General features: G+C 54.8%; 17 protein-coding genes, 4 tRNA genes and 1 pseudogene. 3 read left to right on the forward strand and 19 right to left on the reverse strand.

The annotated features are described in order from the left end of the window. The first annotated feature begins 121 nt into the window (after nt 1–121). The gene (gene leuA, locus MUU47_RS02345) at nt 122–1,780 is read left to right on the forward strand and encodes a 2-isopropylmalate synthase (protein ID WP_258986510.1); all 1,659 of its coding nucleotides are present in this window, start codon (nt 122–124) and stop codon (nt 1,778–1,780) included. On the opposite strand, the gene MUU47_RS02350 is transcribed toward leuA, so the two are convergent. The 19 genes from MUU47_RS02350 to mltB all read right to left on the reverse strand — a co-directional run bounded on the left by MUU47_RS02350 (nt 1,777) and on the right by mltB (nt 16,842). Further along, nucleotides 1,777–2,541, reverse strand: coding sequence for an AraC family transcriptional regulator (locus MUU47_RS02350; RefSeq protein WP_258986511.1), 765 nt, complete (start codon nt 2,539–2,541; stop codon nt 1,777–1,779). The genes leuA and MUU47_RS02350 overlap by 4 nt on opposite strands. Before the next feature lie 75 nt (nt 2,542–2,616). Further along, on the reverse strand, nt 2,617–3,132 hold the full coding sequence (luxS, locus tag MUU47_RS02355) for an S-ribosylhomocysteine lyase (protein WP_258986512.1): 516 nt from the start codon (nt 3,130–3,132) through the stop codon (nt 2,617–2,619). Between the two features lie 204 nt (nt 3,133–3,336). Beyond that, nucleotides 3,337–4,893, reverse strand: coding sequence for a glutamate--cysteine ligase (gshA, locus tag MUU47_RS02360; protein WP_258986513.1), 1,557 nt, complete (start codon nt 4,891–4,893; stop codon nt 3,337–3,339). Between the two features lie 78 nt (nt 4,894–4,971). Next, on the reverse strand, nt 4,972–5,400 hold the full coding sequence (locus tag MUU47_RS02365; RefSeq protein ID WP_133461156.1) for a YqaA family protein: 429 nt from the start codon (nt 5,398–5,400) through the stop codon (nt 4,972–4,974). Then, entirely contained in the window at nt 5,397–5,963 is a 567-nt protein-coding gene (gene yqaB / locus MUU47_RS02370) for a fructose-1-phosphate/6-phosphogluconate phosphatase (RefSeq protein WP_258986704.1), read from the reverse strand. Before yqaB ends, MUU47_RS02365 begins: the two co-directional genes overlap by 4 nt. Before the next feature lie 118 nt (nt 5,964–6,081). Next, complete coding sequence (locus MUU47_RS02375; protein WP_258986518.1) at nt 6,082–6,396, reverse strand: BON domain-containing protein; 315 nt, start codon at nt 6,394–6,396, stop codon at nt 6,082–6,084. Between the two features lie 192 nt (nt 6,397–6,588). After that, nucleotides 6,589–6,665: transfer RNA gene (locus MUU47_RS02380), tRNA-Arg, on the reverse strand. A gap of 62 nt (nt 6,666–6,727) precedes the next feature. After that, nucleotides 6,728–6,804: transfer RNA gene (locus MUU47_RS02385), tRNA-Arg, on the reverse strand. Nucleotides 6,805–6,998: 194 nt separating this feature from the next. Beyond that, a tRNA-Arg gene (locus tag MUU47_RS02390) sits at nt 6,999–7,075 on the reverse strand. 3 nt (nt 7,076–7,078) lie between these two features. Then, nucleotides 7,079–7,171 (reverse strand) — tRNA-Ser (locus tag MUU47_RS02395). Nucleotides 7,172–7,496: 325 nt separating this feature from the next. Next, nucleotides 7,497–7,682 carry a carbon storage regulator CsrA gene (csrA, locus tag MUU47_RS02400; RefSeq protein ID WP_000906486.1) on the reverse strand — a complete coding sequence of 62 codons (186 nt, stop codon included), beginning with the start codon at nt 7,680–7,682 and terminating at the stop codon, nt 7,497–7,499. Nucleotides 7,683–7,921: 239 nt separating this feature from the next. Next, nucleotides 7,922–10,549 carry an alanine--tRNA ligase gene (alaS, locus tag MUU47_RS02405; RefSeq protein ID WP_258986519.1) on the reverse strand — a complete coding sequence of 876 codons (2,628 nt, stop codon included), beginning with the start codon at nt 10,547–10,549 and terminating at the stop codon, nt 7,922–7,924. A gap of 131 nt (nt 10,550–10,680) precedes the next feature. Beyond that, nucleotides 10,681–11,181 carry a recombination regulator RecX gene (recX, locus tag MUU47_RS02410; RefSeq protein ID WP_133461158.1) on the reverse strand — a complete coding sequence of 167 codons (501 nt, stop codon included), beginning with the start codon at nt 11,179–11,181 and terminating at the stop codon, nt 10,681–10,683. 149 nt (nt 11,182–11,330) lie between these two features. Further along, the gene (gene recA / locus MUU47_RS02415) at nt 11,331–12,389 is read right to left on the reverse strand and encodes a recombinase RecA (RefSeq protein ID WP_125352047.1); all 1,059 of its coding nucleotides are present in this window, start codon (nt 12,387–12,389) and stop codon (nt 11,331–11,333) included. Nucleotides 12,390–12,462: 73 nt separating this feature from the next. After that, nucleotides 12,463–12,960 carry a nicotinamide-nucleotide amidase gene (gene pncC, locus MUU47_RS02420; protein ID WP_159775856.1) on the reverse strand — a complete coding sequence of 166 codons (498 nt, stop codon included), beginning with the start codon at nt 12,958–12,960 and terminating at the stop codon, nt 12,463–12,465. A gap of 137 nt (nt 12,961–13,097) precedes the next feature. Further along, complete coding sequence (locus MUU47_RS02425) at nt 13,098–13,976, reverse strand: metal ABC transporter substrate-binding protein (RefSeq protein ID WP_258986705.1); 879 nt, start codon at nt 13,974–13,976, stop codon at nt 13,098–13,100. Between the two features lie 14 nt (nt 13,977–13,990). After that, the gene (locus tag MUU47_RS02430) at nt 13,991–14,851 is read right to left on the reverse strand and encodes a metal ABC transporter permease (protein ID WP_258986520.1); all 861 of its coding nucleotides are present in this window, start codon (nt 14,849–14,851) and stop codon (nt 13,991–13,993) included. After that, on the reverse strand, nt 14,848–15,525 hold the full coding sequence (locus MUU47_RS02435; protein ID WP_374684736.1) for a metal ABC transporter ATP-binding protein: 678 nt from the start codon (nt 15,523–15,525) through the stop codon (nt 14,848–14,850). The genes MUU47_RS02430 and MUU47_RS02435 overlap by 4 nt, the downstream gene beginning before the upstream one ends. A gap of 234 nt (nt 15,526–15,759) precedes the next feature. After that, on the reverse strand, nt 15,760–16,842 hold the full coding sequence (gene mltB / locus MUU47_RS02440; RefSeq protein WP_258986522.1) for a lytic murein transglycosylase B: 1,083 nt from the start codon (nt 16,840–16,842) through the stop codon (nt 15,760–15,762). A 180-nt stretch (nt 16,843–17,022) separates the two neighbouring features. Between mltB and srlA the strand changes: the two are divergent. Both srlA and gutM read left to right on the forward strand, forming a co-directional pair. After that, nucleotides 17,023–17,439 (forward strand): annotated as a pseudogene (gene srlA / locus MUU47_RS02445) (PTS glucitol/sorbitol transporter subunit IIC); the annotation flags it as partial. A 161-nt stretch (nt 17,440–17,600) separates the two neighbouring features. After that, nucleotides 17,601–17,987 (forward strand): transcriptional regulator GutM, encoded by a 387-nt coding sequence (gene gutM / locus MUU47_RS02450; protein WP_258986523.1) that lies wholly within the window; start codon nt 17,601–17,603, stop codon nt 17,985–17,987. Nucleotides 17,988–18,026 lie beyond the last annotated feature (39 nt).

Genomic DNA, 18,026 nt, shown 5'->3' on the forward strand with positions numbered 1-18,026 from the left:
ACAGGACCCTCTTTTACAGAGGGTCTTTTTTTGTCCATTTCTCGCAAGATTCTGTCACGTCCGCTAAAGCGCCGCGCCCTGCTCTTCCGTCAGGATAAAACCACGACAAGAGGAGAATCCCATGCTGAACAACCCTGCAGAAAAATATCGCCCCTGGCCCGTTTTATCTTTGCCGGACCGCCGCTGGCCGGACAACACGCTGACTCATGCTCCACGCTGGTTATCAACAGATTTGCGCGACGGGAATCAGGCCCTCGCCGAGCCGATGGACGCCGAACGCAAGCTGCAGTTCTGGGATTTACTGCTGCGCTGCGGCTTTAAAGAAATTGAAGTGGCGTTTCCGTCTGCATCGCAAACAGACTTCAATTTTGTCCGCCAGCTGATTGAGGAGAAACACATTCCGCAAGACGTCACAATCCAGGTATTAACCCAGGCGCGTGAAGATCTTATCCTGCGCACCTTTGAGTCACTGCGTGGGGCCCACCGGGCGACGGTCCACCTCTATAACGCCACTGCCCCACTGTTTCGCCGCCTGGTGTTTGGCATGGAAAAAGCGCAAATAGTGGAGCTGGCGACGCGCTCCACGCGGCTTATTCGTCAGCAGTGCGAAGCCCAGCCGGACACCCTTTGGCAATATGAGTATTCGCCGGAAACATTCTGCTTTACCGAGCCTGAGTTCGCGCTGGAAATTTGTGAAGCCGTGTCGGCCGTTTGGGACCCCTGCGCCAGCCGGCCGATGATCATCAATCTGCCCGCGACGGTAGAAGTGAACACCCCCAACGTGTATGCCGATCAGATTGAATACTTCTGCCGCCACTTCTCGCGTCGCGATGAGGTTTGTATCAGCGTGCATCCGCATAACGATCGCGGAACCGGCGTCGCAAGCGCCGAGCTGGCGGTAATGGCCGGGGCCGATCGCGTGGAAGGCTGCCTGTTTGGTAACGGCGAGCGCACGGGCAATGTTTGTCTGGTGACGCTGGCGATGAACCTTTATAGCCAGGGCGTTTCTCCGGGACTGGATTTCAGCGAGATGAAGCAGGTCGTTGAGGTAGTAGAGAGCTGTAATCAGCTGCCGGTTCATCCGCGTCATCCGTGGGCCGGAAGCCTGGCTTACACCGCCTTCTCCGGCTCGCATCAGGATGCTATCAAGAAAGGCTTTGATGCACGTAAGCCCGACGAACACTGGGAAATGCCCTATCTGCCAGTCGATCCGCAGGATATCGGCTGTAGCTATGAGGCGGTTATCCGCGTAAATAGCCAGTCGGGGAAAAGCGGCAGCGCGTGGCTTATCGAGCAGAATCACGGTCTGACGTTACCGCGGGCGTTACAGCAGGATTTCAGCCAGCACGTGCAGCGCGAAACCGATGCTCACGGTCGGGAAATGACTCACAACGCGCTGTGGCAGCTGTTCCGCTCCCGCTACGGCCTGACTACACAACCTGCCCTGCAGCTGAAAGATTATAAGAGCGAGAGTCAGCACAACGGCGAGCTGTTATTGCAGGCGACGCTGCTGATTAATGGGGAGAGCTGGCGCCTGCAGGGCAGCGGCAATGGCCTGCTTTCGGCAGCGGTCAATGGCCTGATGCGTTTGCACAAGCAGACGCTGGTAATTAAGGATTATCACGAGCACACGCTGGGAGAACGCAGCGACAGCCGATCGGTGGCCTATATTCGCTGTCTGTCAGCAGATGGCAGCAGCCATTGGGGCGTCGGCATCGACAGCGATGTTTCACGGGCGTCACTTCAGGCGCTGCTTAACGCCGTCGGCGCGCGGTCCTAATCGCTATAAAAATACTCGCTGGGTGAGGTGCCCATCACCCGGCGAAACATGGCGGTGAACGCACTGTGGCTACCGTACCCGAGGTCGAGTGCCACTCTGAGTACCGATTGCCCCTGAGCCAGTCGCACCAGTGCTTCCATTAATCGGGCGCGCCGGACCCACTCACTCCAGGTCAATGCCGTCTGCTGCTGAAAATGACGGTTAAGGGTGCGCTCACTCATATTGGCCACCCTTGCCGCCCGACGGCTGTCCCACGCGTCGGCAGGGCTTTCCCGCATCTGCTGACACAGCGCGCGCAGTGCAGCGTCCTGCGGTTCCGGTAGGCCAAAAGGCAACACCTGCATACCGCGGATCTCATCGAGGATTAACTCATAGATCCTTTCTTCGCGGCTGCCCGGCGCATACTTTTCCGCAAGATTTAGCGAAGCAACGATAAGCTCCCGCAGCAGCGGCGAGATCTGCACAATCTGGCAGGTCGCGGGCAGAAACGCGCGGGCCAGCGGATCGATAAACAGCGTGCGGGCGGCCACGTGCCCGGTCATACGTAGCGCGTGAGGCGTGCCAGCAGGCAGCCAGACGCCGCGCCCCGGCGGTACAACCCAGCATCCTTCCTGCGTATCTACCCGGACAACACCACTCAGAATATGCAGCAGCTGGGCACAATCGTGCTGATGCCAGGGCTCGCTATCGCCGTGCGCATAATCATGGGCAAAGGGAACAAGCGGGCAATGGGTGAAAGAGAACGTTAAGGTTGTGGTCATTGGCGCAATCGCGGTGGCGGGCCTGAGAGGAAGAGAAAAAACCCGGCGCATAAGCCCGGGTTTCTGAAGAGAAAACTAGATATGCAGTTCCTGCAGCTTCTCTTTTGGCAGCGCCAGCTCATCATTGCTGTTCACACGAACACCGCGGTCAATGATATGACGGGCGATTTCCTGCGCTTCTTCCAGCGAGTGCATGGTATACGTACCGCACTGATAGACGTTCAGCTCTGGGATCTGGTTCTGCTCTTTCACCTTCAGCACGTCGGCCATCGCGGCTTTCCATGCTTCGGCTACGCGGGATTCGTCCGGCGTGCCAATCAGGCTCATGTAGAAGCCGGTGCGGCAGCCCATTGGGGAAATGTCGATGATTTCCACGCCGTTGCCATTGAGGTGATCGCGCATGAAGCCCGCGAACAGGTGCTCAAGAGTATGAATGCCGCGCTCTGGCATCACTTCTTTGTTCGGTACGCAGAAGCGCAGATCAAAGACGGTGATGTCATCGCCGTGTGGCGTGTGCATGGATTTTGCGACGCGAACAGCTGGGGCTTCCATTCGGGTATGGTCGACAGTAAAGCTATCTAATAACGGCATTTTGTCTCCTCCGAACTCTTCTCATCCCTTGTGCCATCAGGGCTACGCGGAAAATATTACGAAGAGTATGTTTTTTTTTGAAATTAACTGAACTCTTTGTTCCCGGGCGAGTCTTACTCTATGAAAGACGCGCATTTGTTATCATCATCCCTGTATTCAGAGATGAAATTTTGGCCACATTTACTGTGGCCTTTTTCTTTTCTGTCAGGCGTGACGCGCGACCAGCTCGGAGAACGGCTCTGTATCCGCCTCTTCAATCTGACGCTGACGTGCCAACGAGGCTTCACGCTCCGCTTCAAAATCCGTTTCGCTCAAAATCTCCAGCGGTTCTTCACGCAGCATTTTACGATATTCATCTCCCAGCGCTTTGCCGGTGCCACCAATGCCACTCTCAAGCATAGAACGCAAAATACGTGCTGAGAACGTTAATTCCGGATTATCAAAGCTTGCGACCAGCTCGTCACACACTTTCTGATACGCTTCGCCGCCTTCGATGCCGTCCAGCGTCTGCGCCACACGACGCAAATCAGCAAATAGGTCTTTGCCGACCTGAGCCAGCGGGAACTGTGCTGTTTCACAGCCAATGCCCAGCGTCAGACCCGGTTTACGACCTTCCAGAATCACACGATTCCAGTTAGTGCGGGTACACAACAGCTCATCGCTGCTCATTTCTGGCGCATCAGCCAGCACGCACCAGACCATGAACAGGTCGAGGAAGCGAACCTGCTGCTCGTCCACACCGATTGGCGAGAACGGGTTGATGTCCAGCGAACGCACTTCGATATATTCAATACCGCCACGCAGCAGCGCATCCGATGGTGTTTCACCGCTGCGGGTGACGCGTTTCGGACGAATTGGCGCGTACAGTTCATTCTCAATCTGCAAAATGTTGCTGTTGATCTGCAGATAGTGGCCGTCTTTTGCCAGACCAATTTTGGCGTACTCTTCCGACGGCGTTTTGATCGCCCGCTTCAATCCTGCCACATACTCGTGGAGATCGTTAAACGTAATTCCGAGATTGCTTTGCGACTTATTGGTATAACCCAGGTCGCTCAAACGCAGAGACGTCGCGTACGGCAGGTAATACATGCCGCCCTCGGTTTTCTCAAACGGTAGCGTAGTCGGTTTGCCCTGCAAGAACGATGAGCAAACGGCCGGAGAGGCCCCGAACAGATACGGGATCACCCAACCAAAACGGTAATAGTTGCGGATCAGGCGGAAATAACCAGCAGAGATAGCCTCTTTGCCGTCTTCCGTGCTTTCTACGCCACACTTTGCCTGCCAGAATGCCATCGGCAGCGAGAAGTTGTAATGCACGCCGGAGATGGTTTGCATCAGCGCACCGTAACGGTTTTTCAGCCCTTCACGGTACAGCGTTTTCAAACGACCCACGTTAGAGGTGCCATACTGTGCCAGCTCGATATCCTGGCCTGGCGCGATATAGCACGGCATGCTCAGTGGCCACATGCGCTCGTCGCCGATATGGCGCGCGGTGTGGCGATGCACGTCACGCAGCAGCGTCAGCATGTGGTCAATGTCGCCATCTACCGGAGTGATAAACTCCAGCAATGCTTCGGCAAAGTCAGTTGTAATCCATTTATGGGTCAGTGCTGAACCCAGTTCTACCGGGTGACCCGTTGTTGCCAATGAGCCATCAGCATTAACGCGCAGCGTTTCGCGCTCAAGACCGCGTTGGATCCCCTGAACTGCCTGAGGATTTTTTTCCAGCCAGGTCAGCGCCTGTGATACGTCCGGGATCAAATTGACCTCCCGCCTGTCGAAATCATTTTATTAAGCATAATTGTAATGGTTGACGATTAAAGGTCACAATCAATCCAATTAGTGCCACCACGTCATACCCTGAAGCGTCGCTGCGGCGATAGCCACATAGCGCAACGCCTTGCCAAGGCATAAGAAAAAAAGTACCGGTCCCCAGGAAAGACGCATCCATCCTGCCAGGACACACAATAAATCGCCGATAACCGGCATCCAGCTAAGTAATAGTGTGGCCGCGCCATAACGTCTTAGCCAGCCCATCGCTTTCTCCCGCCAACGCGAATTATCACGCTGCGGAAATAAACGCCCAAGAATAACGTTAGTTACCCCTCCAAGGCTATTACCCATTGTTGCTATTAACACGAGTAACCACGGATGGCTGACGCCCGCTATCAGCATGCCTATCAGGACAACTTCTGAATTTCCGGGTAACAGCGTGGCGCTCAGAAAACTACTGGCAAAAAGCGATAACAGCGGGAGCGCGTCACTCACAGCAAACGCACGTCCACAACATCCATACCCGCACTTTTCGCCGCCTGAATACCAAAATCGGCATCCTCAAACACCACGCATTGCTGCGCAGGGACGTCCATCAGCTCTGCACACAGCAAAAACGTATCCGGCGCTGGCTTATGTTGAGCAACATGATCGGCAGCAACCACCGCGGTGAAGTACTGACGCAGGCCCAAATGAGTGAGCAACGCTTCCGCCATTGCACTTTCACTGCCGGTGCCAACCGCCATCGGGCGGCGGCCGTGCCACTCTTTAACGACGTCAATGAGCGGCAACGGGCGCACGGTATCCAACAGAATCGCTTTCACCGCGTCCGTTTTCTCACGTGCCAGCTGATGGGGATCGAGAGTGGCCTGATTCAGCTCAATGACCGCCTGAGCAATGCGCCAGGTCGGTGAACCGTTTAAGGCAGCCATGGCGTGTTCATCAAAGCGCATTCCGTATCGCCCGAGAACGTCTCGCCACGCTATAAGATGAGTGGGTTCGGTATCAAGGATGGTGCCATCCATGTCGAAAATCAGCCCTGCATAGCGCTCGTACATCATGTTCTCACTCACCGGATATCGAAACGTTACTTTAACGTAAAACGTCACTGTTTGTCGCTGCCCGCTGAAGACAACAAAGGCACCTGACGGTGCCTTTTATCCGTATTTTCAGACGTTACTTGACCTGCATATCGTTCTCAACAAGGCGAACGCCGGTCACGTTGCGGGTTATCTCCACCGCACGGTTGGCAACCTTCTGCGATGAGACGAATCCACTCAGCTGAACGCGTCCTTTGAAGGTCACTACGCTGATTTCTGAGGATTTAACGTCTTTATCGTTGAACAGTGCGGATTTCACTTTGGTGGTCACCACGGTATCATCGATATAGCCGCCAGTGCTTTCCTTCGTGGAAGAACCTGCACACCCGGCCAGGGACACGCTAACGATAAGAGCTGCACAACATGCAGAGACAGCTTTGAACCATTTCATGGATTTCTCTCCTTGCTACCTTAAAACAGATTAATCACAGATATAAATTAGCCTGGAAGAGGAAAGATGCCAATAGTAAACAAACGGTTAAAGAATTGTCTGGAAAGTTCATGACAAAGTGATATGCGAGAGAACAAAGAGAATGTGTAACAGATGTGAGTGTTTAATGCTGGGGGAGGGATTCAAAAAGAATGGTGCATCCGGGAGGATTCGAACCTCCGACCGCTCGGTTCGTAGCCGAGTACTCTATCCAGCTGAGCTACGGATGCATCGGAATTACTAAGGTGCTGCTGACTCAATGTCACTCATCATGCCGCAACACTGATGAAGATGGTGCATCCGGGAGGATTCGAACCTCCGACCGCTCGGTTCGTAGCCGAGTACTCTATCCAGCTGAGCTACGGATGCATCGGAATTACTAAGGTGCTGCTGACTCAATGTCACTCATCATGCCGCAACACTGATGAAGATGGTGCATTCGGCAGAATAACTCGCCGAAGGCTCGCCCTACTGGGCCGTTGCTAAAACAACGTTATTTTCCCTGTACCACTGAGAATGAGAGTTTCTCTGGCACACCGTCATCGCTGACGGTCAGGAAAATATGGTGCATCCGGGAGGATTCGAACCTCCGACCGCTCGGTTCGTAGCCGAGTACTCTATCCAGCTGAGCTACGGATGCAAATGGCGGTGAGGCGGGGATTCGAACCCCGGATGCAGCTTTTGACCGCATACTCCCTTAGCAGGGGAGCGCCTTCAGCCTCTCGGCCACCTCACCATACGCCTCTTGCGAGTGCTTCGAATTACTCGTTAGAGCTCATCGTCGCTGCGTGGCGCACATATTACTTTCTGGGACTTATAAGTCAAACAATTTTTCCAGACCTTTTATCGATTGCACACTTCCCGTTCAATTAGCCTGCAAAAACGGCAAAAAGAGCGATTAATCAACACAAAGAGACAGCGATAAGCCGATGAACGTCAGACAGACAACGAGGTCGTTGAGCAAATAATCTGTGATGGATTCAGGTCTAAAACGAGAAACGAAGCGGAAAAACGGAGAAAGCGAGAGGTTGCGTCTCACCGGGCAGTGAGACGCGGAAATATTAGTAACTGGACTGCTGGGATTTTTCAGCCTGGATACGCTGGTAGATCTCTTCACGATGGACAGAGACTTCTTTAGGGGCGTTTACGCCGATGCGTACCTGGTTGCCCTTTACCCCTAAAACTGTCACGGTGACCTCATCTCCAATCATGAGGGTTTCACCAACTCGACGAGTCAGAATCAGCATTCTTTGCTCCTTGAAAGATTAAAAGAGTCGGGTCTCTTGTATCCCGGCATTATCCATCACATAACGCCAAAAAGTAAGCGATGACAAACACGTAAACGTGTAAGCAGTCACGGCATTACATTCTGTTAAACGTAAGTTTAGCCGATTTACACAATTTCAACCTGACTTTATCGTTGTCAGTCTTGCTATTGCAAGGCGCTAAAACCGCATGGTTAAAGCGCCCGCCGCGTTTATTGTTATTACAGTTTTGCGCTGACCCAGTCTTTTACGCTGGCCAGTGCGGCCGGGAGAGCCGCTGCATCCGTACCACCGGCTTGCGCCATATCAGGACGACCGCCCCCTTTACCGCCCACCTGCTGAGCGACCATACCAATCAGTTCCCCTGCCTTCACACGGTCAGTCACATCCTTAGAGACTCCCGCAATCAGAGAAACCTTATCGTCTGCGACCGTAGCCAATACCACAATCGTAGAACCCAGCTGGTTCTTCAGATCGTCGACCATAGTACGCAGCATCTTCGGTTCAACGCCAGTAAGTTCACTCACCAGCAGTTTCACGCCATTGATTTCTTCAGCTTTGCTGGAGAGGTTTGCACTCTCCTGCGCGGCAGCCTGCTCTTTCAGCTGCTGCAGCTCTTTTTCCAGCTGACGGGTGCGTTCAAGGACAGAACGCACCTTTTCAGTCAGGTTATGGCTGTCGCCTTTAACCAAATGCGCCACATCGTTCAGCACATCACTCTGCGAATGCAGAGTGGCAATCGCACCTTCGCCGGTCACCGCTTCGATACGACGTACGCCTGCCGCAGTACCGGATTCAGAGGTGATGCGGAACAGGCCGATATCGCCGGTACGTTTCGCATGTGTACCGCCGCACAGCTCGGTCGAGAAATCACCCATGCTGAGGACGCGCACGCGCTCATCATATTTCTCGCCGAACAGCGCCATTGCGCCTTTCGCTTTCGCTTCTTCCAGTTCCATGACGTGGGTTTCGATAGGCAGGTTGCGACGGATCTGGGCATTGACCAGGTCCTCAACCGCGCGGATCTCTTCCGGCTTCATGGCTTCAGAATGTGAGAAGTCAAAGCGCAGCGCTTTGTCATTCACCAGAGAACCTTTCTGCGCAACGTGGGTACCGAGCACCTGGCGAAGCGCCGCGTGCATCAGGTGCGTCGCGGAGTGGTTCAGCAGAATACGCGCCCGGCGAGCTTCATCCACGTCAGCCTGTACCGCGTCGCCCACTTTCAGGGAGCCGCTGTTGAGCGTGCCGAGATGACCAATTGCCTGGCCGTATTTCTGCGTGTCGCTGACGCTGAAGGCACAGCCTGCGCCTTTCAGTTCACCTTTATCACCGACCTGGCCGCCAGATTCTGCATAGAATGGCGTCTGGTCCAGAACAACAACCGCATTCTGGCCTGCCGCGATACTGTCTACGGCTTTACCTTCTACAAACAGCGCGGTGACTTTCGCGTTCAGTTCCAGATGGTCGTAGCCTTTAAATTCGGAAGCGCTGTCAACGCGGATCACCGCGTTGTAGTCTGCGCCAAAACCGCTGGATTCACGCGCACGACGGCGCTGCTCTTCCATTGCGGCGTCAAAGCCTGCTTCATCAACTTTGAGGTTGCGCTCACGGCAAACGTCCGCCGTTAGATCAACCGGGAAGCCGTAGGTGTCATACAAACGGAAAGCGGTTTCACCATCCAGCGTATCGCCTTTCAGCTTCGACAATTCCTCATCCAGCAGAGCCAGACCACGCTCAAGTGTACGGGCAAACTGCTCTTCTTCGGTTTTCAGCACCTGCTCAACCTGAGCCTGCTGACGCTTCAGCTCTTCGCCTGCAGAACCCATCACGCCGACCAACGGGCCAACCAGTTTCCAGAAGAAGCTCTCTTTTGCGCCAAGCATGTTGCCGTGACGAACCGCGCGACGGATGATACGACGCAGCACGTAGCCACGGTTTTCATTCGACGGGATAACACCATCGGCAATCAGGAACGCACATGAACGAATGTGGTCCGCGATCACCCGCAGAGATTTATTGCTGAGATCGGTCGCACCGGTCTCTTTCGCCACGGACTGAATCAGGGCGCGGAACAGGTCGATGTCATAGTTGGAGTTCACGTGCTGCAGCACAGCCGCGATACGCTCCAGACCCATACCGGTATCAACAGACGGCTTCGGCAGTGGTTCCATCGTGCCATCGGCCTGACGGTTGAACTGCATGAAGACGATGTTCCAGATCTCAATGTAACGGTCGCCGTCTTCTTCCGGGCTTCCCGGAGGGCCGCCCCAAATGTGATCGCCGTGATCGAAGAAGATTTCGGTACACGGACCGCACGGACCGGTGTCACCCATCTGCCAGAAGTTATCCGAGGCATACGGCGCGCCTTTGTTGTCGCCGATACGGATAATACGCTCACGCGGAACGCCCACTTCGTTAGCCCAGATTTCGAATGCTTCGTCATCGGTTTCATACACGGTGACCCACAGACGCTCTTTTGGCAGCGCAAACCAGTTCTCACCGGTCAGCAACTCCCAGGCGTACTGGATAGCATCATGTTTGAAGTAGTCGCCGAAGCTGAAGTTGCCCAGCATTTCGAAGAAAGTATGGTGACGCGCGGTGTAACCGACGTTTTCCAGATCGTTGTGCTTACCACCCGCGCGTACACAGCGCTGCGAAGTGGTCGCGCGGGAATAATTACGCTTGTCGAGACCAAGGAACACGTCCTTGAACTGGTTCATCCCGGCGTTGGTAAACAGCAGAGTCGGGTCGTTGTTTGGCACCAGGGAGCTGCTGGCAACTACCTGATGTCCCTTGCTATGGAAAAAGTCGAGAAACGCCTGACGGATCTCAGCGGTGCTCTTGCTCATAATTATCCTGGAATCACGCTAACGGATTGTTGCAGGCCGCAGCTGAACAGTTTTTACACAGTCAGGCGACCTGGCGGAAAAAGTGGGAATAAGATAAGTTTTCTTGGGAGGGAAGTAAAATACCGAGTGACTCAGTCGGCAACATTTCGCCAAATTTGCTGGATATCTTCCATAAGATAACCCCGGTTAAGGAGGAATCGCTGCACCTTCACTTTTTCTGCAAATACAGTGGGAAGCGGTTCACCGTATTTTCGCTGCGCCTGCTCCCGGGCGAGTTCCATCCAGTCAATTTCACACTCGTACATGGCCTGATCGATATCCGTTCGGCCAATGCCTTTTTGGTTCAATTCCTGGCGAATGCGCGCCGGACCATACCCCTTGCGACCACGGCTGGCGATGAACTGACGCGTGAACCGTACATCATCCAAATAGTTGCTTTCTATACACCAGGCAACGACCTTGTCCACCTCTTCCGGCGGCGCGTCTATGGGTTCCGGCCCCTTTTTGGTCAGCACCGGCGCCACCAGTTTTCGACGCAACTCTTTTTCACTGTGATCACGCATCGCCAGGATGCGAATCGCCCTGTCCAGCAGACGCGCATAAGCGGAACGACGCGGTGAGCTTTCAGTCATATCTGGCCCTTAATAAATGCAAAATTTGAGCGGGATGAAAAAGCAAAAGGGCCGCATCAGCAGCCCTTTATCATTTCAACAGTGATACCCGTCATACTTCAAGTTGTGGATGCCGTGGCGTGCCTGCAACTCGCATTATTTAGGATAAATCAGAAATCTTCTTTGGTTTCTTCAACGCTGTTGTCATCAACGGTGAAAGCCGGCTTGTCATCCTGATTGCTCAGCAGCAGCTCGCGCACTTTCTTCTCGATTTCTTTCGCCGCAGCCGGGTTCTCTTTCAGCCAGGAGATAGCGTTGGCTTTACCCTGACCAATTTTGTCGCCGTTGTAGCTGTACCATGCACCCGCTTTCTCGATCAGCTTTTCTTTCACGCCGAGGTCAACGAGCTCGCCAAAGAAGTTAATGCCTTCACCGTAGAGGATCTGGAATTCAGCCTGTTTGAACGGTGCCGCGATTTTGTTTTTCACGACTTTCACGCGGGTTTCGCTGCCGATGACGTTATCGCCATCTTTCACTGCGCCGATGCGACGGATATCAAGACGTACGGAGGCGTAGAATTTCAGCGCGTTACCGCCGGTGGTGGTTTCCGGGTTACCGAACATCACACCGATTTTCATACGGATCTGGTTGATGAAGATAAGCAGCGTGCTGGACTGTTTCAGGTTACCGGCCAGCTTACGCATCGCCTGGCTCATCATACGTGCCGCGAGACCCATGTGAGAATCACCGATTTCACCTTCGATTTCCGCTTTCGGCGTCAGCGCCGCAACGGAGTCAACGATGATGACGTCAACCGCACCAGAACGGGCCAGCGCGTCACAGATTTCCAGCGCCTGCTCACCGGTGTCCGGCTGAGAACACAGCAGGTTGTCGATATCGACACCCAGTTTACGTGCATAGACCGGGTCCAGAGCGTGCTCTGCATCGATAAACGCACAGGTTTTGCCTTCACGCTGTGCCGCAGCAACAACCTGCAGAGTCAGCGTGGTTTTACCGGAAGATTCTGGTCCGTAAATTTCAACAATACGACCCATCGGCAGGCCGCCAGCCCCCAGAGCGATATCCAGAGAAAGCGAACCGGTGGAGATGGTTTCCACGTCCATGGAACGGTCTTCACCCAGGCGCATGATAGAGCCTTTACCGAATTGTTTTTCGATCTGGCCGAGTGCTGCCGCCAACGCTTTCTGTTTGTTTTCGTCGATAGCCATTATTGCTCCTGTCCGGGTGTTACCGCGTAAATTCTGTTTCGTTGAGGCAATTATACTGTATGGTCATACAGTATCAAGTGTTTTGTAGAAATTGTTGCCACAGCAGTTGCAAGGCATAAGCCGTAGCCTGTCGGCGCACGGCTTCGCGGTCTCCTGCGAAGCATTCCTGGTAAGTAAAGCCTTGTCCATTCGCACAGGCCAGGCCAAACCATACCGTGCCAACAGGCTTTTCTTTGCTGCCACCATCGGGCCCGGCGATGCCGCTCACGGAGAGCGCATAGGTGGCGCGTGCCGCGCGCAGTGCACCAATCGCCATTTCGACCACCACCGGTTCACTGACCGCGCCATGGTTCAATAACGTCTCTTCGCGCACGCCAATCATCTGGGATTTCGCTTCGTTGCTGTAGGTGACAAACCCCCGTTCAAACCAGGCTGAACTGCCCGATATATCGGTCAGAACTTTGGCAATCCAGCCCCCGGTGCAGGATTCCGCCGTGGTGACGGTCGCTCCCTGCGCCTTCAGCGCCAGTCCAACTTCTTCGCTGAACGCCATCAATTCACTGTCGGTCATCGTCATCTCTCGCCGCCTGAAAAAGATGTTCAACAAGATACCATTTTCTTTCGCAGGAGGGAGATGAGGTGACAATTTTACGAGGATGCTTCAGAAAAATCGTGCAGCGCCCCGGGCTACCGGAGCGCTTATCAGAATTACTTCATACTATTGGCGAGAGATTCCACATTGTGACGCAGCATTTTGACGTAGCTGTCAGCGACACCGCCTGGTTTCGACAGCGCCTCAGGATAGAGTTCACCGCCAGGCTGTGCACCGGTTGCCGTCGCAATTTGTTTAACCAGACGCGGATCGAGCTGGTTCTCCATAAACCAGGTATGCACGCCATCGGCTTTAATCTGATTGATGAGCGCGCCAACCTGCGCCGCGCTGGCTTCACTTTCAGACGACAGCCCCTGAGGTGCCATGAACGTCACGCCGTAAGCCCGACCGAAATAACCAAACGCGTCATGGCTGGTCAGCACGTTACGCTTTGCCAGTGGAATAGCGTTGAAACGCGCCTTTGCCCAACCGTCAATTTCCTGCAACTGAGCGATGTATTTCTGCCCGCTGGCATTGAGGGCGCCTTCATCCTGCGGGTCCGCTTTCACCAGCCCCGCCAGAATATTTTGTGCATACAGCGCCCCGTTGGCCGCGCTGTTCCACGCATGTGGGTCAGTCACGGTTTTACCGTCTTCATCCAGCGTATGCGTTTTCACCCCTTCCGACGCCACAACCAGCTTGCCTTTAAACCCTGACGCCTTCACCAGCCTGTCCAGCCAACCTTCGAGCCCAAGACCGTTGACCACCACCACGTCGGCCTTACTCAACAGCACACTGTCTTTGGGCGAAGGCTCGAAGGTGTGCGGATCGCCATCCGGCCCGACCAGCGTATCGACGTGGACGTGCTCACCCCCAACCTGCTGAACCATGTCACCAAGCACTGAAAAGCTCGTCACCACGTTTAGCGTCTTCGCCATTGCGCCCTGCGAAAGCGCCCCCAGCGCAAGCGCCAGAATCAATCCCGTTCTTTTCATCATTTCCCCTTGCGTTAAAAAAGCGCTCGCAGGCTGAAAGCCAGTCGGCTGCGCGTGCCAAAAAATATCGAAATGAAAAACAGTCCGCTGGCGGTCAGCACGATTGACGGCCCTGCAGGTAAATTGGCCGACCACGACAGGCTTAAGCCGAGCCAGGCGCAGAACGCGCCGCTGACCGCCGCGAACAGTAAAATACCGGGCAAGGTTTGCGCCCAGCAGCGCGCGGCGATAGCGGGTAGCATCATGACGCCGACCGCCATCAGCGTGCCGAGCACCTGAAAGCCCGCCACCAGGTTGATAACCAGCAGCGCCAGAAACAGCCCATGTAAAAGCGACGGCAAGCGGCGGGCATTGACTTCCAGCCACGCGCTGTCAAAGGCCTCGCTGACCAGCCCGCGATAAAGCAACGCCATGACCACCAGTGTCAGGCTGGCCACGCCGGAGACGAACAGCGCCGCATCGTTGTCGACCGCCAGAATCGAACCAAACAATAGATGCAGTAGATCTACGCTAGAGCCGCGCAGGGACACGAGGGTGACGCCCAGCGCCAGCGAGCCGAGGTAGAATCCGGCAAAGCTGGCATCCTCCTTTAACGGCGTGCGCCGACTGACCCAACCGGCGACCAGCGCGACGGCAATCCCTGCAATGAACCCACCGATAGTCATCGCCAGCAGCGACATTCCGCTCAACAGATACCCCACGGCGACGCCGGGTAAAATCGCGTGCGACAGCGCATCGCCCATCAGGCTCATCCGACGCAGCAAGAGGAAAACGCCGAGCATCGTGGTACTGACCGACAGCGCCAGACACACCACCAGCGCGCGACGCATGAAGCCAAATTCGATAAAAGGCTGAAAGAAGATGTGCCAGATCATGCGCGCCTCGCGTGGTCGAAGGCCGCCAGAATGGTGGGCGTGTCGCCCCAGCGAGCGTGCTGTGATTCCAGCAACAGTGTTTCCGGAAAGTGGCGGGCCACGCGAAGATTGTCGTGCAGCACGGCGAGAACGGTTTGCCCTTCGCGATGCATTTCAAGGATCAGCTCCATGAGCACCTGGCTGGTCGTTTCATCGATTCCGGTGAACGGTTCATCCAGCATCACCAACGGCGCCTGCTGAACCAGCACCCTGGCGAATAGCATTCTCTGAAACTGGCCACCAGAAAGCGCTTCAATGGGCGATGTACCAAGCGATGACAGCCCTACCCTTTCCAGCGCTGAGGCAATTCTGCGGCGCATTTCAGCATTGAGACCGCGAAACAGCGAAACGCGCGGCCATGCGCCCTGGCTCACCACGTCGTAGACGCTCAATGGAAATTGCGATTCCAGCGCGTGACGCTGTGCCAGCCAGCCAATCACCGGGCGCGGTCCGTGCCAACGCAGCTGCCCGCTGACCGGAGGAATAAATCCCGCCAGCGTTTTCAATAATGTGGATTTACCGCAGCCGTTAACGCCGACGATCGCCGTCAGCGAACCGGTCTCAATCATGCCGCAGAGCGTGGGGGTAATGGCCAGGCGATCGTAGCCCGCCACCAGATGGTCGAGTTCAATCATGGGAGTGCCACCGCCCAGCAGGTCGCCAGCCACAGCAGGACCAGTACAACCAGAGCCAAAGCCAGCCGCAGCAGGCCGGAGGCGTTAAAAAGGGAAAAGGGAATCATCGCCAACCTCAAATACGTTATAACATAACAATAATGAGATTAACGAAACGTGTAAATCTGCGTCTGACGTTGGGGCTGTATCGAAATGTTTCAGACTCCCCTCCCGCAGGAGGGGATACAGACAGGATTACTGCTGAGCTCGCGCCGCCGCCACTGCCTGGCCAAGCTGCCAGACTGCCATCGCGTAGTGCGTGCTGTGGTTATAGCGGGTGATGGTGTAGAAGTTCGGCAAGCCGTACCAGTACTCATACCCGGTGCCCACGTCGAGACGTAACAGGCTCGCCTGCTGGTGATCACCCAGCGACTGCGTCGGCGACAATCCTGCGGCTGAAAGCTGTGAAACGCTGTAGTTCGTTTTGAAACCGTTATCCAGACCTGGTGCCTGGCCCGTGGCTGGCACTGCAACCTGATCGCCCTTCACCCAGCCATGCTGTTTGAAGTAGTTGGCTACGCTGCCGATTGCATCATCCGGATCCCACAGGTTGATGTGGCCATCACCGTTGAAGTCCACGGCGTACTGCTTATAGGACGACGGCATAAACTGGCCGTAGCCCATCGCGCCGGCAAACGAGCCTTTCAGATCCAGCGGATCGTCCTGCTCGTCGCGCGCCATTAACAGGAAAGTTTCCAGCTCACCGGAGAAGTACTTCGCCCGACGCGGATAGTTGAATGATAGCGTCGCCAGCGCATCCAGAATACGGGTTTTGCCCATCACGCGACCCCAGCGGGTTTCAACGCCAATAATGCCGATGATAATTTCCGGTGGTACGCCGTACACCTGCCAGGCGCGGGTCAGTGCGTCCTGATGTTCATTCCAGAATACGACGCCGTTTTGCACATTGTCCGGAGTAATAAACTGTTTGCGGTAGCGCAGCCAGGCGCCGTTTGGTCCGGTAGGAACCTGCGCCGTCGGTGCCTGACGGTCCATCAAACGCAGAACGTAATCCAGACGTTTGGCCTGAGACAGAATTTCATGCAGCTGTTGGCGGTCAAAGCCATGCTTACTGACCATCGAATCGATGAACTGATCCGCCGCCGCGTTGTTGGCGAAATCACCGCCCATCAGGGTCGTATTATGCTGCGGTTCCAGCAGGAAGCCGCCGGACTGGGCATTCGCCGTGGTCGGCGCTTCGGCGGTTTTCGGTTTGCTGCTGCAGGCAGCAACCAGCACGCAGAGCGGGAGTAAGGTCAGGTAACGACGCTTCAACATGTGACATCCATTTAGCTAATTCGGCAGAGATAAATATGGTAAAGCATCCCTGACCTCACAAGGAAGCGCTACCTGAGGTTAAAAAAAATCTTTCTTCAGTTTCTCTCTCACCTCGCACTATCTTTCAAAATGATCGCTTTATCTTTCACTGTGAGATCTACTTAACACTTAAAAAACTTTCAGCAACGCATTGAACGATTTGCTCAACGCTGCGCAGGCAATCCGGTTTCCCGCTACCTTATCCTGCCCTGTATCGGCACTTTTGTTTTTTGTAACCCGATGACGTTAAGCCTTGGCCGTTTTATGCCCGAGAAGTACAAACCGAGCTACTACGCCGCCGCGTCCTATAGCTGCCACTCAATGAATAGCCTGTTCCCGCACATCAACCCGGGCGAGCTGTTTGTCTACCTCGGCGTTGCCAACGGCCTGACCACACTCGGCCTGCCGCTGGGACCGCTGGCGGTCAGTTATCTGCTGGTCGGTCTTTTCACCAATTTCTTCCGCGGTTGGGTAACCGATCTGACGACGGCCATTTTTGAGAAAAAAATGGGCATTCAGCTTGAGCAAAACGTTCGACTTTCAGGAGCCATCGTATGACGCGCATTCGGATTGAAACACCGGACAGTCCATCAACGTGACCGGCGGGCAGGTGATGTTCTAAGTTGTCATGCCCGGTGGCGCTTCGCTTAACGGGCCTACACGCTCAACCGTAGGCCGGATAAGCGGAACGCCATCCGGCAATCACCAGGAAGATAAACATGATCACCACCCTCATCACCCTCATCACCCTCATCACCCTCATCACCCTCGCCATTATCGCCTGGCTGAGTCAACTCATCCTCGGCAGCTGGCAAATTCATCAGTTCAACCGTGAGTTTGATGCGCTGTGCCAAAAAGGCCGGGTCGGCATCGGACGCTCCGGTGGACGTTTCAAGCCCCGTGTAGTGATAGCTATCGCCCTGGATGAGCACAACCGGGTGTGTGATTCGTTGATGCTTCGGGGCCTGACGATTTTCGCCCGGCCGGTGAAAATTCCGGCCATCAACGGCACACCGTTACAAAAATTGCAGCCTGATGTGATCTTTCCCCATGATCCACGCTGTCAGAATGCACTATCATTAGCGCTTAATCTGAAACATGGATAATTTCGTTGTGAACGTTATAAACTTGCGAAATTATCATTT

Source organism: Scandinavium hiltneri, from assembly GCF_024764835.1.
In the GTDB taxonomy this organism is placed as follows: Bacteria; Pseudomonadota; Gammaproteobacteria; order Enterobacterales; family Enterobacteriaceae; genus Scandinavium; species Scandinavium hiltneri.

Coding starts and splice junctions, on each gene's coding strand:
- leuA (WP_258986510.1), top strand. CDS start 122: ATGCTGAACAACCCTGCAGAAAAATATCGCCCCTGGCCCGTTTTATCT.
- MUU47_RS02350 (WP_258986511.1), bottom strand. CDS start 2,541: ATGACCACAACCTTAACGTTCTCTTTCACCCATTGCCCGCTTGTTCCC.
- luxS (WP_258986512.1), bottom strand. CDS start 3,132: ATGCCGTTATTAGATAGCTTTACTGTCGACCATACCCGAATGGAAGCC.
- yqaB (WP_258986704.1), bottom strand. CDS start 5,963: ATGTACGAGCGCTATGCAGGGCTGATTTTCGACATGGATGGCACCATC.
- MUU47_RS02375 (WP_258986518.1), bottom strand. CDS start 6,396: ATGAAATGGTTCAAAGCTGTCTCTGCATGTTGTGCAGCTCTTATCGTT.
- csrA (WP_000906486.1), bottom strand. CDS start 7,682: ATGCTGATTCTGACTCGTCGAGTTGGTGAAACCCTCATGATTGGAGAT.
- alaS (WP_258986519.1), bottom strand. CDS start 10,549: ATGAGCAAGAGCACCGCTGAGATCCGTCAGGCGTTTCTCGACTTTTTC.
- recX (WP_133461158.1), bottom strand. CDS start 11,181: ATGACTGAAAGCTCACCGCGTCGTTCCGCTTATGCGCGTCTGCTGGAC.
- recA (WP_125352047.1), bottom strand. CDS start 12,389: ATGGCTATCGACGAAAACAAACAGAAAGCGTTGGCGGCAGCACTCGGC.
- pncC (WP_159775856.1), bottom strand. CDS start 12,960: ATGACCGACAGTGAATTGATGGCGTTCAGCGAAGAAGTTGGACTGGCG.
- MUU47_RS02425 (WP_258986705.1), bottom strand. CDS start 13,976: ATGAAAAGAACGGGATTGATTCTGGCGCTTGCGCTGGGGGCGCTTTCG.
- MUU47_RS02430 (WP_258986520.1), bottom strand. CDS start 14,851: ATGATCTGGCACATCTTCTTTCAGCCTTTTATCGAATTTGGCTTCATG.
- MUU47_RS02435 (WP_374684736.1), bottom strand. CDS start 15,525: ATGATTGAACTCGACCATCTGGTGGCGGGCTACGATCGCCTGGCCATT.
- mltB (WP_258986522.1), bottom strand. CDS start 16,842: ATGTTGAAGCGTCGTTACCTGACCTTACTCCCGCTCTGCGTGCTGGTT.
- gutM (WP_258986523.1), top strand. CDS start 17,601: ATGATCACCACCCTCATCACCCTCATCACCCTCATCACCCTCATCACC.